The following is a 14,138-nucleotide window of genomic DNA, read 5'->3' on the forward strand; positions in this document are numbered from 1 at the left end:
AGCATCGCGTGTTTACTTTCTTTCAAGGATCTCCCAATGGCTGGCGAAACCGCCCTGGCAACCCTGCTGCGCAGCATGAGCCCACAGCTCAATGCCGGCGACTACGTGTTCTGCACCCTGGCCGATAACCGCCTGCCCGCCTGCGAAGTGATCGGCAGCTTTCGCGAACAGGAAGGCTTGACGGTGATTGTCGAGCGCCAACAGGCCGAACAGGCCGGCCTGGCCTTTGAGTATGTGGCGGCGTGGATCACCTTGAACGTGCACTCGGCCCTGGAAGCCGTGGGCCTGACCGCCGCCTTCGCCAGCGCCCTGGGACGTGCCGGGATCAGTTGCAATGTGGTCGCAGGCTATTACCACGATCACCTGTTTGTCGGGCGCAGCGATGCGCAGCAGGCAATGGATGTGTTGCAACAACTGGCGGCGGGCGCGGAGTAAATCCTATGTGGCAGAGTTATGTTAACGGCCTGCTGGTAGCCCTCGGGCTGATCATGGCGATCGGTACGCAAAACGCATTTGTGCTGGCCCAGAGCCTGCGTCGCGAACACCACCTGCCGGTTGCGGCCTTGTGCGTGGTGTGTGATGCGCTGCTGGTGGCCGCCGGGGTATTTGGCCTGGCGACGGTGCTGGCACATAACCCTGTGCTGCTGGCGATTGCCCGTTGGGGCGGCGCGGCGTTCCTGCTGTGGTACGGCGCCCTGGCCTTGCGCCGCGCCTGTTCGCGGCAAAGCCTGGGCCAAGGCCAAGGGCAGAAGGTGCGCTCATTGCGCGCGGTGATGCTCAGCGCCCTGGCGGTGACCCTGCTCAACCCCCATGTGTACCTGGACACCGTCTTGCTGATCGGCTCCCTCGGCGCCCAGCAAACCGAGCCGGGCGCTTATGTCGCAGGCGCCGCCAGCGCTTCGTTGCTGTGGTTTTCCGCCCTCGCCCTCGGCGCCGCATGGCTGGCCCCGTGGCTGGCGCGCCCGGCGACCTGGCGCCTGCTGGACCTATTGGTGGCGGTGATGATGTTCAGCGTGGCCTATCAATTGATCAGTGCCTGAGGAATATTCCAAAACGCTCTGGAACCTCTATTCCACACAGTTGTTGCGTGGTTTTGCCGCACCCCCGGTGCTATGATCCAGACCCTGCGCCGCAAAGAGTACAAACTCCCCGGCGCTTGTTTGGCCGCCCGTGATCGGCCTTGCGCTCACCGCAACTGACCTGATTAGGAGAATTATCATGGCTTTCGAATTGCCGCCGCTGCCGTACGCACACGATGCCCTGCAGCCGCACATCTCCAAGGAAACCCTGGAGTTTCACCACGACAAGCACCACAACACCTATGTCGTGAACCTGAACAACCTGGTGCCTGGCACCGAGTTCGAAGGCAAGACCCTGGAAGAGATCGTCAAGTCCTCTTCGGGTGGCATCTTCAACAACGCAGCCCAAGTCTGGAACCACACCTTCTACTGGAACTGCCTGGCGCCAAACGCCGGCGGTCAACCGACTGGCGCATTGGCTGAAGCGATCAACGCCGCTTTCGGTTCGTTCGACAAGTTCAAGGAAGAGTTCACCAAGACTTCCGTCGGCACCTTCGGTTCCGGTTGGGGCTGGCTGGTGAAAAAGGCTGACGGTTCCCTGGCCCTGGCCAGCACCATCGGCGCCGGCAACCCGCTGACCAGCGGCGACACCCCGCTGCTGACCTGCGACGTCTGGGAACACGCCTACTACATCGACTACCGCAACGTGCGTCCAAAGTATGTGGAAGCGTTCTGGAACCTGGTCAACTGGAAGTTCGTGGCTGAGCAGTTCGAAGGCAAGACCTTCACTGCCTAAGCAATCCTTGCAGTAAAAAAGAGCCCGGCGATTGCCGGGCTTTTTTGTGCCCGGTTGAAAATCATGGCACTCCAGCAGCGGAACCCAACGACAGGAATCGACCACAGAGCCCGTGGGAGAAATAACTTCCTCATCTATCTAAGGAGTGTCAGCTATGGGTGGATTAATAAGCGGGATGATGGGCGCAGCCTCGGCAGCCTTGCCGGGGATTGGGCAACTCGTGGGAGCAATGGCGGAAACAGCGGCGAAAATGTTGAAGGGCGGATCAGGTGAAAACGAGGAGAAGGATTCCGGAAAAGTCGCCGAAGATGTCCATGTAAAAACCAATATGAGCATTACTTACTAATCGGTAAAGCTACCGAGCAGCTCTCGGTGCAGGTAAAAAAGCACACGCCTGCGCTCCCCCCAGTAGTGCAAAAGGGCGGCGGACAAGATCCGCCCGCCGCCTTCCTGCCCTTCATCGACTAGGCTCCAGACGCTACCCAGCGCATTGTCCCTTTGACTGCCATCTCGGGATTGCCAATACTCATGGCATATTGAGGCTACCCGCATGGAACAAGGAATGACCCTTTGAAGCTGGAACTCAAAAACAGCTTGTCGGTGAAGTTGCTCCGGGTGGTGCTCTTGTCGGCACTGATTGTGGGCGTAGCACTGAGCGTGGCGCAGATCGTCTTTGATGCCTACAAGACGCGCCAGGCCGTGGCCGGCGATGCCCAGCGCATCCTCGACATGTTTCGCGACCCCTCGACCCAGGCCGTCTACAGCCTGGATCGTGAGATGGGCATGCAGGTCATCGAAGGCCTGTTTCAGGATGATGCAGTGCGCATGGCCTCCATTGGCCATCCCAACGAGCCCATGCTCGCCGAAAAGAGCCGGGATTTGCAGCACTCCCCCAGCCGCTGGCTGACGGATGTGATTCTTGGCCAGGAGCGCACCTTCACCACCCCATTGGTGGGGCGCGGGCCCTATAGCGAATATTACGGCGACCTGAGCATCACCCTCGACACGGCCACCTATGGCCAGGGCTTCATCGTCAATTCGGTGATCATTTTTATCTCCGGGGTGCTGCGCGCCCTGGCCATGGGCCTGGTGTTGTATCTGGTCTATCACTGGCTGCTGACCAAGCCCCTGTCGCGGATCATCAGCCACCTCAGTTCGATCAACCCCGACCGCCCCAGCGAGCACAAGATCCCCCAGCTCAAGGGCCACGAAAAAAACGAACTGGGGCTGTGGATCAATACCGCCAACCAGTTGCTGGCGTCCATCGAACGCAACACCCACCTGCGCCACGAAGCAGAAAACAGCCTGCTGCGCATGGCCCAGTACGACTTCCTCACGGGCTTGCCCAACCGCCAGAAGCTGCAGGAGCAACTGGACAAGATCCTGATCGACGCCGGACGCCGGCAACGCCGGGTCGCGGTATTGTGCGTGGGGCTGGATGACTTCAAAAGTGTCAATGAGCAGTACACCTACCAGGCCGGCGACCAATTGCTGCTGGCCCTGGCCGACCGCCTGCGCGCCCACAGTGGTCGCCTCGGCGCCCTCGCCCGCCTGGGTGGCGACCAGTTCGCCCTGGTCCAGGCCGATATCGAGCAACCCTACGAAGCCGCCGAGCTGGCACAAAGCATTCTCGATGACCTGGAAGCCGAGTTCGCCCTCGACCACGAACAGATCCGCCTGCGCGCCACCATCGGTATCACCTTGTTTCCCGAAGACGGCGACAGCACCGAGAAGCTGCTGCAAAAAGCCGAGCAGACCATGACCCTGGCCAAGAGCCGCTCGCGCAACCGCTACCAGTTCTATATCGCCAGTGTCGACAGCGAGATGCGCCGCCGCCGCGAACTGGAAAAAGACCTGCGTGAAGCCCTGGGCCGCGACCAGTTTCACCTGGTGTACCAACCGCAGATCAGCTATGTCGACCATCGTGTGGTCGGGGTCGAGGCGCTGATTCGTTGGCAACACCCGGAACACGGGCTGGTGCCACCGGACCTGTTTATCCCGCTGGCGGAACAGAACGGCACCATCATCCCCATTGGCGAATGGGTGCTGGACCAGGCCTGCCGGCAATTGCGCGAGTGGCATGACCTGGGCTTCAGCGAGCTGCGCATGGCGGTCAACCTGTCCACGGTGCAACTGCACCACGCCGAACTGCCACGGGTGGTCAACAACCTGTTGCAGATCTACCGCCTGCCGCCGCGCAGCCTGGAGCTGGAAGTGACCGAGACCGGCCTGATGGAAGACATCAGCACCGCCGCCCAGCACTTGCTGAGCCTGCGCCGCTCCGGCGCGCTGATTGCCATCGACGACTTCGGCACCGGCTACTCGTCACTGAGCTACCTGAAAAGCCTGCCGCTGGACAAAATCAAAATCGACAAGAGCTTTGTCCAGGACCTGCTGGATGACGACGACGATGCCACCATCGTGCGGGCAATCATCCAACTGGGCAAAAGCCTGGGCATGCAAGTCATCGCCGAAGGCGTGGAGACGCCCGAGCAGGAAGCCTACATCATCAGCGAAGGCTGCCACGAAGGTCAGGGCTATCACTACAGCAAGCCCCTGCCCGCCCGTGAGTTGGCGGCCTATCTCAAACAGGCCGAGCGCAATAACGCTGCCATCCTGTAAAGCCATGATGGCCACCCAAGGCACGGCCTTGGGCGGCTGGCGCTGGAATGTTAAATTTTTACTGCGTTAACTCTTTACAGAAAATGCAAATCTTTCGCATTATGTCGCAGTTTTGCGCGCCGCACTGCGCCCCGATCAACTACCGAAGCAGGATGTTCGCCATGATTCGTATGCCCCTGGCCACCGCCAGTCTGCTGGCCATCGCCATTTCTCTCGCCGGCTGCGGCGAGGGTAAAGACAAGGCCGCCGCTCCCCAGGCGCCAACGCCAGCTGCCAGCACTCCCGCTCCAACGGCTGCCGCTACCGCCGGCCAGGTTGACGAGGCTGCCGCCAAGGCGGTCGTCGCGCACTACGCAGACATCGTATTCGCGGTATACAGCGACTCCGAGTCCACTGCTAAAACCCTGCAGACCGCCATCGACACCTTCCTTGCCAACCCCAACGACGAAACCCTGAAGGCCGCCCGTACCGCCTGGATCGCCGCGCGCGTACCGTACCTGCAGAGCGAAGTGTTCCGCTTCGGCAACACCATCATTGACGATTGGGAAGGCCAGGTGAACGCCTGGCCGCTGGACGAAGGCCTGATCGACTATGTCGACAAATCCTACGAACACGCTCTCGGCAACCCAGGCGCCACCGCCAACATCATCGCCAACACCGAGATCCAGGTCGGCGAAGACAAGATCGACGTCAAGGAAATCACTGCGGAGAAACTTGCCAGCCTCAATGAGCTGGGCGGTTCCGAAGCCAACGTCGCCACTGGCTACCACGCCATCGAATTCCTGCTCTGGGGCCAGGACCTGAACGGCACCGGCCCTGGCGCCGGCAACCGTCCAGCGTCGGACTACCTGCAAGGCGACGGCGCCACCGGTGGGCATAACGAGCGTCGCCGCACTTACCTGCGCGCCGTGACTCAACTGCTGGTCAGCGACCTCGAAGAAATGGTCGGCAACTGGAAACCCAACGTCGAAGACAACTACCGCGCCACCCTGGAAGCAGAGCCTGGCACCGACGGCCTGCGCAAGATGCTGTTCGGCATGGGCAGCCTGTCCCTGGGTGAACTGGCGGGCGAGCGCATGAAAGTGTCCCTGGAAGCCAACTCGCCGGAAGACGAGCACGACTGCTTCAGCGACAACACGCACTACTCGCACTTCTACGACGCCAAGGGCATCCGCAACGTCTACCTGGGCGAGTACACCCGCACCGACGGCACCAAGCTGACCGGCGCCAGCCTGTCATCCCTGGTGGCCAAGGTCGACCCGGCTGCCGATGAAGCCCTCAAGGCTGACCTGGCGGCTACCGAAGCGAAGATCCAGGTCATTGTCGACCACGCCAACAAGGGTGAGCACTACGACCAGTTGATCGCCGCCGGCAACACCGCGGGCAACCAGATCGTGCGCGACGCCATCGCGGCCCTGGTCAAGCAGACCGGCTCTATCGAGCAAGCTGCTGGCAAACTGGGCATCGGCGACCTGAACCCGGACAACGCTGATCACGAGTTCTGATCCGCGCGGTTTGAATGAGGCGGCCTTCGGGTCGCCTTTTTTGTATTCATCGTTTGCAGTCGCCCTCTTCCCTGTAGGAGCTGGCTTGCCTGCGATGGCGGTGGCTGACCCACCGCTATCGCAGGCAAGCCAGCTCCCACACAAGCCAGCGCCCCTGTTAAGCCAAGTCCTACATCAGATCCGCCGCCCTTTGCAGCCCCCGGTTTACAAGCCCTGCACCGCAGGTAGAATGGCGCCTCCAACCGTCACCCGAGCGCAATTCATGGCAATGCCGACCCTGCGGATCATTGGTTTCATCATCGGCATCTTCCTGATTACCCTCGCGGTCGCCATGGTCGTGCCCATGGCGACCCTGGTGTTTTTCGACCGCACCAGCGACCTGCCGTCCTTTCTCTGGGCAAGCATGATCACCTTTATCGCCGGCCTGGCGCTGGTGATCCCCGGGCGCCCGGAACAGGTGCAACTGCGCCCCCGGGACATGTACCTGCTGACCGTCAGCAGTTGGGTGGTGGTGTGTATCTTTGCCGCGCTGCCGTTTTTGCTGACCCAGCACATCAGCTACACCGACTCGTTCTTTGAAAGCATGTCCGGCATCACCGCCACTGGCGCCACCGTACTCAGTGGCCTGGACACCATGTCGCCGGGCATTCTGATGTGGCGCTCGATGCTGCACTGGCTTGGCGGCATCGGCTTTATCGGCATGGCGGTGGCGATCCTGCCGCTGCTGCGCATCGGTGGCATGCGCCTGTTCCAGACTGAATCCTCGGACCGCTCCGAGAAGGTCATGCCGCGCTCGCATATGGTGGCGCGGCTGATCGTGGCGGCCTATGTCGGTATCACCATCCTCGGCAGCCTGGGCTTCTGGTGGGCCGGCATGGGCCTGTTCGACGCGATCAACCATGCGATGTCAGCCATTTCCACGGGCGGTTTCTCGACGTCCGACGAGTCGTTGGCGCACTGGAAACAACCTGCCGTGCATTGGGTGGCGGTCGTCGTGATGATCATGGGCAGCCTGCCGTTTGCCTTGTATGTCGCCACCTTGCGCGGCAACCGCAAGGCGCTGATCAAGGACCAGCAGGTACAGGGCCTGCTCGGGATGCTGCTGGTGACCTGGGTCGTGCTCGGCACCTGGTACTGGTGGACCACCGACCTGCACTGGCTGGATGCGCTGCGCCATGTGGCGCTGAACGTCACGTCCGTGGTGACCACCACCGGCTTTGCCCTCGGCGACTACAGCCTGTGGGGCAATTTCTCACTGATGCTGTTCTTCTATCTGGGCTTTGTCGGCGGTTGCTCGGGCTCCACCGCCGGCGGGATCAAGATTTTCCGCTTCCAGGTTGCCTATATCCTGCTCAAGGCCAACTTGAACCAACTGATTCACCCAAGGGCGGTGATCAAGCAGAAATACAACGGCCACCGCCTGGACGAAGAAATCGTGCGGTCGATCCTGACCTTCTCGTTCTTCTTTGCCATCACCATCTGCATGATCGCCCTGGCCCTGTCGCTGCTGGGCGTGGACTGGATGACTGCCTTGACCGGCGCTGCCAGTACCGTCTCCGGCGTGGGCCCGGGGCTGGGCGAGACCATCGGCCCGGCCGGCAACTTCGCGACCCTGCCGGACGCCGCCAAGTGGATCCTGTCCCTGGGCATGCTGCTCGGCCGGCTGGAAATCATTACGGTGTTTGTGCTGTGTATGCCAGCGTTCTGGCGGCACTGACATTCGCTGAAGTTTCCAGTAGCCGCGCCCGGTATTCGCCGGGCGTGGCATCGAACCAGCGGCGAAACGCGCGAAAGAAGTTACTCGGGTCGGCAAACCCCAGCAGGTAGGCGATTTCCAGCAGGGTCATGCTCGGCTGCGCCAGGTACTGCTCGGCCAGCTCGCGGCGGGTGTCGTCGAGCAGGGTCTGGAAGCTGGTGCCCTCCTCCTGCAAACGCCGCTGCAAAGTGCGCTGGGACAGGTGCAAGGTCTGCGCCACCACCTCACGCTTGGGTTCGCCCTGGGGCAGCAGCCGGCATAGCACCTGGCGGGCCTTGTGGGTCACGCGGCTCTCGGAAAACCTGGCCAGGTATTCCCCGGCAAACCGATCGTGCAACAGCGCCATCGCTTCATTGGCAGTGGGCAGCGGCGCTTCCATGTCCGCCCGCTCGAAGATCAGCGCGTCATACGGTGCGTTGAACACCAGCGGTGCATGAAAGGCCTGTCTATAGGGTTCCAGGTCGGCAGGCTGAGCGCCTTGCACCAGCACTTTGCGCGGCTGCAACGTGCGCCCGGTCAGCCAGCCACATAACGCCAGCGCGCAGGCCAGCGAGGCCTCGGCGCTTTGCCGGGTGGGCGGCAGGTGGTCGCCGTGCACCGTGAGGATCAAGGCATAGCCTTCGGGCAACAGACGGAAACTCAGGTCGGCGCTTTCGGCAATGATCCGCTGGTAGCGCACCAGCCGGGTAAAGCCTTCAGCCAGAGTGCTGCTGGACATCAAGGCGTAGCCGGCCACATGGAACGACGCCGGGCGCACCACCTTGCCCATGTTCAGGCCGATGGCCGGATTGCCCGACACCTCCACCGCCCGCTGCCAGAGCCGGGTCATGGAGTCCTGGGGGAACCGCGCGTCGGGGTCGTCCAGGGCGCGGTAATCCAGGCCCAGCTGTTTGAACAGGGCGCGGCAATCCAGGCCCTCGAGCTCCAGCGCCTTGACAATCCCCATCGCCCAACTTGCAGAAGTCGTTCGTTCGTTCATGGCGTTTTCTTGCGCGCTTTCTATGAAGGGACGGCTGAAACCGCAGCCAGGAACCCAAGGATACTAAAGTGGCGTCTATTGTCACTGGCCCTTGCCTGTGATGACTCTAGACTCAAATAAGCTCCCCGCCGAACATCCGTCGGGCACAACAAAAACCAGAGGGCCGGCCAACGTGGAAAATGTCAGACAATTCAATAGCTTCGCCGAGTTCTATCCGTATTACCTGAGCGAACACGGCAACAGCACCTGCCGGCGCCTGCATTTTATCGGCACCAGCCTGGTGATTTTTATTCTCGCGCTCGCCATCGGCAAAGGCGCCTGGTGGCTGCTGTGGGTACTGCCGGTGGCCGGCTACAGCTTTGCCTGGGTCGGGCACTTCTTCTTTGAAAAGAACCGCCCGGCCACTTTCCAGCATCCGTTCTACAGCCTGCTGGGAGATTTCGTGATGTATCGCGACATGATCCTGGGCAAGGTGCCGTTCTAACCTACCCAAACAATAAGAGACCCGCCGATGAGCCAGCAGGCCCGCTTTACCCATATGCAGGACGGCACCCAGGAAGACTGGGCGATCATCGCCGCCGACTTCAGTGCCTACGCCCGCCAATTGCCGGGGCGCATCCTCGCGCACCTGCGGCTGCTGGAAGGTGACTTCGGTGGCTTCCCGGTGGACCGCCTGACCCATTCCCTGCAAACCGCCAGCCGCGCCTGGGCCGATGGCCGCGACGAAGAATATGTGGTCTGCGCGCTGCTCCACGACATCGGCGATACCCTGGGCTCCTACAATCACCCGGACATTGCCGCCGCTATCCTCAAACCGTTCGTCAGCCCACAGAACCTGTGGATGGTGGAAAAGCACGGGATTTTCCAGGGCTACTACTTTTTTCATCACCTGGGCATGGATCGCCACCTGCGCGAGCAATTTGGCGAACACCCGCAGTACGAGCAAACCATTGAGTTCTGTGCCCGCTATGACGCGGCCGCGTTCGACCCGGCCTATGCCACCCTGCCCCTGAGCTTTTTCGAACCAATGCTGGCGCGGGTCTTCGCCCAGCCCAAGACTTCGATCTACAAGGCCGCCATGGAGCGCCAGGCCAGCGTGTGACCTCTTGTCACTTGCGTGTTGGCGCAAATGGTTCGTGGATTTGCCGAGATAAAAGTCTTTTTGTCATTTGCAGTGCTGTATCCTGCCCAGGCTTTGTGAAAAGCGCGGCACATCTGCAATTCCACAACAGACCTTGCGAGGAGCGACGACGATGCACGAGATTCCCAATCTCCCCTTCCCAAGCCTGCACGAGACCGAGCAGCCAACCCCGCAACAGGCCGGCAGCGACAAGCCAGTACCGGCACAGGCAACACCGGTCGACAGCGATAGCGACGACTGACCGCAGTACCCAGACCGTGTGGAAAGCGTGACACTGCGCGCTTTCCACACCGCCTGAATCAAGAGACACGCCACATGCCCGACACTCCCAAGCATTCCCCCGATGAAGCGATACTCGGCGCCGCCCTGCAAATGGTCGATGTGTGGAGCCGCCTCAGCCCGGAAAAACAGGCGCTGCTGCTCAAGCGCTTCGGCACCCAGGAAAACGCCCTGGCCGCGCTGGTCACCACGCGCATGCTCAACCCCGCCCCCCTGTAGGAGCCGCTTGCCGGCGATCGCAGTCATGCAGCCGCCGAAGGTTTTATGCCCTGTGCAGCGCAAAGCATCGGTATCATAAGCAGCCTATCTTTTCCTGCCGCGACAGTGGACCCTTCCCATGCCAGATACCCAGCGCCCCATGGCGGTCACGCTGCAAGTCGTTTCCATCGTGCTGTTCACCTTTATCGGCTACCTGAACATCGGCATTCCCCTGGCCGTATTACCGGGCTATGTCCATAGCGACCTGGGCTTTGGTGCCGTGATCGCGGGCCTGGTGATCAGCGTGCAGTACCTGGCCACCCTGCTGAGCCGGCCCTACGCCGGGCGTATCATCGACAATCGCGGCAGCAAGCGCGCGGTGATGTACGGCCTGGCCGGCTGCGGCTTGAGTGGGGTGTTCATGCTGGCATCCGCCGCCCTGACCCATCTGCCGGCCCTGAGCCTGGCCAGCCTGCTGATTGGCCGGCTGGTGCTGGGCAGTGCCGAAAGCCTGGTGGGATCGGGCTCCATTGGCTGGGGCATCGGCCGGGTCGGCGCGACGAATACCGCCAAGGTCATCTCCTGGAACGGTATCGCCAGCTACGGCGCCCTGGCGATTGGCGCACCTTTGGGGGTGCTGCTGGTCCGCCAGTTCGGGCTGTGGAGCATGGGCGCAAGCATCATTGCCCTGGCAGTACTGGGCCTGTTGCTGGCCTGGCCGAAAGTCGCGGCGCCCATCGTGGTGGGCGAACGCCTGCCGTTCATGCATGTGCTCGGCCGCGTGCTGCCCCACGGCTGCGGGCTGGCCCTGGGCTCCATCGGCTTTGGCACCATCGCCACGTTTATCACCCTGTATTACGCGACCCAGAACTGGGATAACGCGGTGCTGTGCCTGAGCCTGTTCGGCGCCAGTTTTATCGGCGCGCGCTTGCTGTTCGGTAACTTGATCAACCGGATCGGCGGGTTTCGCGTGGCGATTGCCTGCCTGTCGGTGGAAACCCTTGGCCTGTTGCTGTTGTGGCTGGCGCCGAATGCCGAGCTGGCCCTGGCGGGCGCGGCCTTGAGCGGCTTCGGGTTTTCCCTGGTGTTTCCGGCGCTGGGGGTTGAAGCGGTCAACCTGGTACCCGCCTCCAGCCGTGGTGCGGCGGTGGGTGCCTATTCGTTGTTTATCGACTTGTCACTGGGGATCACCGGGCCGCTGGCCGGGGCGATTGCGGCGGGTTTCGGCTTTGCCTCGATCTTCTTGTTTGCCGCGCTGGCGGCCTGCGCCGGGCTGCTGCTGAGCCTGTACCTGTATCGCCAGGCCCCCAAATACCGCGACGAACGTAACGCCGGCTAGAAATCTACCTTGCCGCGCCCGGCCTTGATGCTGCCGCGCTTGGTCTTGGATTCCAGGCGACGCTTTTTCGAACCCAGGGTGGGTTTGGTCGGGCGGCGTTTTTTCTCGACCTTGGTCGCGCTGAGGATCAACTCCACCAGGCGTTCCAGGGCGTCGGCGCGGTTCTGTTCCTGGGTCCGGTACTGCTGGGCCTTGAGGATCAGCACGCCGTCGCTGGTAATACGGCTGTCGCGCAGCGCCAGCAAGCGTTCCTTGTAGAACGGCGGCAACGACGACGCGCCGATATCAAAACGCAAGTGCACGGCGCTGGAGACCTTATTGACGTTCTGCCCGCCTGCGCCCTGGGCGCGGATGGCCGTCAACTCGATTTCGGCATCGGGCAGGTGCACGTTACTGGAGATCACCAACATGGAAAGCGGGTCCGTTGACACCTGTAGGAGCCGGCTTGCCGGCTCCTACAGGGTGGGCTAGTTGTTCAGCGAGGATACAGCACTCAAGTCGGCCAGCGCCTTGCGCTTGTTCTTGAGCACGTAGCACACCCACATAAAGGCCACCCAGACCGGAATCGCGTACACCGAGACCTGGATCCCCGGAATCAGCAGCATGACTCCCAGGATAAACACCACGAACGCCAGGCACACATAGTTACCGTAGGGGTACCACAGCGCCTTGAACAAAGGCACCTGAGCGGTGCGGTCCATGTGCTGGCGGAACTTGAAGTGCGAGAAGCTGATCATCGCCCAGTTGATCACCAACGTGGCCACCACCAGGGACATCAGCAGTTCCAGGGCGTGCTGCGGGATCCAGTAGTTCATCAACACCGCCACCAGGGTGACAGCCGCCGAGGCCAGGATCGAACGCACCGGCACGCCGCGCTTGTCGATCTTCGCCAGCGCCGCCGGGGCGTCGCCCTGCTCGGCCATGCCCAGCAGCATGCGGCTGTTGCAGTAAGTGCCGCTGTTGTACACCGACAGCGCCGCCGTCAGTACCACAAAGTTGAGGATATGCGCGGCAGTGTTGCTGCCCAGCATCGAGAACACCTGCACGAACGGGCTGCCGCTGTAGGCATCGCCGGAAGCGTTCAAGGTCACCAGCAGGCTGTCCCACGGCGTCAGCGACAACAGCACCACCAGGGCGCCGATGTAGAAGATCAGGATGCGGTAGATCACCTGATTGATCGCCTTGGGGATCACGGTGCGTGGCTGGTCCGCTTCCGCGGCGGTAAAGCCGAGCATTTCCAGGCCGCCAAACGAGAACATGATGATCGCCATGGCCATCACCAGGCCGCCAACGCCATGGGGGAAGAACCCGCCGTGCTCCCACAGGTTGCTCACCGACGCCTGGGGCCCGCCGGTACCGCTGACCAGCAGGTAGCTGCCCAGGGCGATCATGCCGACAATCGCCACTACCTTGATAATCGCAAACCAGAACTCGGCCTCGCCAAACACCTTGACGTTGGCCAGGTTGATCACATTGATCAGCACGAAAAACGCCGCCGCCGAGACCCAGGTCGGAATCTCCGGCCACCAGTAGTGCACGTACTTGCCGACGGCGGTCAGCTCGGACATGCCCACCAGAATGTAGAGGATCCAGCAGTTCCAGCCCGACAGAAAGCCTGCGAAACCGCCCCAATACTTGTGGGCAAAATGGCTGAAGGAGCCGGCCACTGGCTCTTCGACGATCATTTCGCCCAGCTGGCGCATGATCATAAAGGCAATGAAACCGCAGATGGCATAACCAAGGATCATCGACGGACCGGCTGACTTCAGCACCCCCGCCGAGCCCAGGAACAGGCCGGTACCGATCGCGCCACCGAGGGCGATCAATTGAATATGACGATTTTTCAGGCCGCGCTTCAGTTCGCCTGAATGCGAGTTGGGTCCACTCATGAAAAGGGTCTCACGCAAGGTTTGATGATGTTCAATACACGATGCTGCTTTGAAACCGACTCAAGCAGCGCCGATCAAACCCCAGCGCAGGCACCAGGAGTTCAGCGTCTTTCTAACGGTCATGCGTCACCTGTTTGTTTTTATCTGTGACGAAATCGAACCCGTCCGGCTTATGGCCAGGCGGAATTAACAAGGCAGCTAGCCTTGAAGGCCTTTTGCGTGGATACGCAAGGGGGGTCACAGTAAAACGCGGCGCATTGTACACCGCTCGATCCGTTAGGGAGGGTTTTGGGGGAGATTGTTGGCCATCCGTAAGATTTTCTTTACAGAAAAAGCCCATCGAGGGCGCGCCCCGCCTAGGCCCATCCCGCCCGTAAAACAATCGTTACAGACTGGAAGCTATTTCTGACGCTCCACCGACTCCCACGTGGCGGGCGGGCTTGCCCCAATGCCGATCAGTTAAGCGAACGCAATGCTCAAAGCAGTGAAGATCAAATGTGGGAGCGGGCTGGTCGGATCGCCGCATCGCCGCGAAGACGTCGGCCCAGCAAACATTGATGTTGACTGACCCACTGCTTTCGCGAGCAAGCCCGCTCCCACAGGGGATCTCACTGG

General features: G+C 61.5%; 15 protein-coding genes. 12 read left to right on the forward strand and 3 right to left on the reverse strand.

The features are described 5' to 3' along the window. The first annotated feature begins 36 nt into the window (after positions 1 to 36). The 7 genes from HBO05_RS04775 (at position 37) to HBO05_RS04805 (ending at position 7,659) form a co-directional block, all read left to right on the forward strand. Positions 37 to 435 (forward strand): ACT domain-containing protein, encoded by a 399-nt coding sequence (locus HBO05_RS04775; RefSeq protein WP_169955358.1) that lies wholly within the window; start codon positions 37 to 39, stop codon positions 433 to 435. A gap of 5 nt (positions 436 to 440) precedes the next feature. Then, entirely contained in the window at positions 441 to 1,040 is a 600-nt protein-coding gene (locus HBO05_RS04780; RefSeq protein WP_172311909.1) for a LysE/ArgO family amino acid transporter, read from the forward strand. Between the two features lie 178 nt (positions 1,041 to 1,218). Beyond that, complete coding sequence (locus tag HBO05_RS04785; protein ID WP_017125974.1) at positions 1,219 to 1,815, forward strand: Fe-Mn family superoxide dismutase; 597 nt, start codon at positions 1,219 to 1,221, stop codon at positions 1,813 to 1,815. Between the two features lie 154 nt (positions 1,816 to 1,969). Further along, entirely contained in the window at positions 1,970 to 2,161 is a 192-nt protein-coding gene (locus HBO05_RS04790) for a hypothetical protein (protein WP_172311911.1), read from the forward strand. A 224-nt stretch (positions 2,162 to 2,385) separates the two neighbouring features. Next, complete coding sequence (locus HBO05_RS04795; protein WP_169955361.1) at positions 2,386 to 4,437, forward strand: bifunctional diguanylate cyclase/phosphodiesterase; 2,052 nt, start codon at positions 2,386 to 2,388, stop codon at positions 4,435 to 4,437. 161 nt (positions 4,438 to 4,598) lie between these two features. Beyond that, entirely contained in the window at positions 4,599 to 5,942 is a 1,344-nt protein-coding gene (locus HBO05_RS04800; RefSeq protein WP_169955362.1) for an imelysin family protein, read from the forward strand. 262 nt (positions 5,943 to 6,204) lie between these two features. After that, the gene (locus tag HBO05_RS04805; RefSeq protein WP_169955363.1) at positions 6,205 to 7,659 is read left to right on the forward strand and encodes a TrkH family potassium uptake protein; all 1,455 of its coding nucleotides are present in this window, start codon (positions 6,205 to 6,207) and stop codon (positions 7,657 to 7,659) included. Here HBO05_RS04805 and HBO05_RS04810 read toward each other — a convergent pair. Continuing rightward, positions 7,616 to 8,677 (reverse strand): AraC family transcriptional regulator, encoded by a 1,062-nt coding sequence (locus HBO05_RS04810; protein ID WP_169955364.1) that lies wholly within the window; start codon positions 8,675 to 8,677, stop codon positions 7,616 to 7,618. The two genes, HBO05_RS04805 and HBO05_RS04810, sit on opposite strands and share 44 nt — an antisense overlap. A 172-nt stretch (positions 8,678 to 8,849) precedes the next feature. Between HBO05_RS04810 and HBO05_RS04815 the strand changes: the two genes are divergently transcribed. The 5 genes from HBO05_RS04815 to HBO05_RS04830 all read left to right on the forward strand — a co-directional run bounded on the left by HBO05_RS04815 (position 8,850) and on the right by HBO05_RS04830 (position 11,634). Next, positions 8,850 to 9,161 (forward strand): DUF962 domain-containing protein, encoded by a 312-nt coding sequence (locus tag HBO05_RS04815; RefSeq protein ID WP_170041913.1) that lies wholly within the window; start codon positions 8,850 to 8,852, stop codon positions 9,159 to 9,161. A gap of 27 nt (positions 9,162 to 9,188) precedes the next feature. Further along, positions 9,189 to 9,779 (forward strand): HD domain-containing protein, encoded by a 591-nt coding sequence (locus tag HBO05_RS04820; protein ID WP_169955366.1) that lies wholly within the window; start codon positions 9,189 to 9,191, stop codon positions 9,777 to 9,779. A 151-nt stretch (positions 9,780 to 9,930) separates the two neighbouring features. Continuing rightward, entirely contained in the window at positions 9,931 to 10,059 is a 129-nt protein-coding gene (locus HBO05_RS29205; protein WP_262376940.1) for a hypothetical protein, read from the forward strand. A gap of 74 nt (positions 10,060 to 10,133) precedes the next feature. Next, positions 10,134 to 10,316, forward strand: a complete 183-nt coding sequence (locus tag HBO05_RS04825) for a hypothetical protein (RefSeq protein WP_169955367.1) — start codon at positions 10,134 to 10,136, stop codon at positions 10,314 to 10,316. Positions 10,317 to 10,434: 118 nt separating this feature from the next. Further along, entirely contained in the window at positions 10,435 to 11,634 is a 1,200-nt protein-coding gene (locus HBO05_RS04830; RefSeq protein WP_169955368.1) for an MFS transporter, read from the forward strand. On the opposite strand, the gene arfB is transcribed toward HBO05_RS04830, so the two are convergent. Continuing rightward, entirely contained in the window at positions 11,631 to 12,044 is a 414-nt protein-coding gene (gene arfB / locus HBO05_RS04835; protein ID WP_057439984.1) for an alternative ribosome rescue aminoacyl-tRNA hydrolase ArfB, read from the reverse strand. The two genes, HBO05_RS04830 and arfB, sit on opposite strands and share 4 nt — an antisense overlap. 57 nt (positions 12,045 to 12,101) lie before the next feature. After that, a complete protein-coding gene (locus HBO05_RS04840; RefSeq protein WP_170041911.1) occupies positions 12,102 to 13,523 on the reverse strand; it encodes an amino acid permease in 1,422 nt (473 codons plus the stop codon). Between the last annotated feature and the right edge of the window lie 615 nt (positions 13,524 to 14,138).

It is taken from the genome of Pseudomonas sp. WS 5079 (assembly GCF_012985465.1).
Taxonomy (GTDB): Bacteria; Pseudomonadota; Gammaproteobacteria; order Pseudomonadales; family Pseudomonadaceae; genus Aquipseudomonas.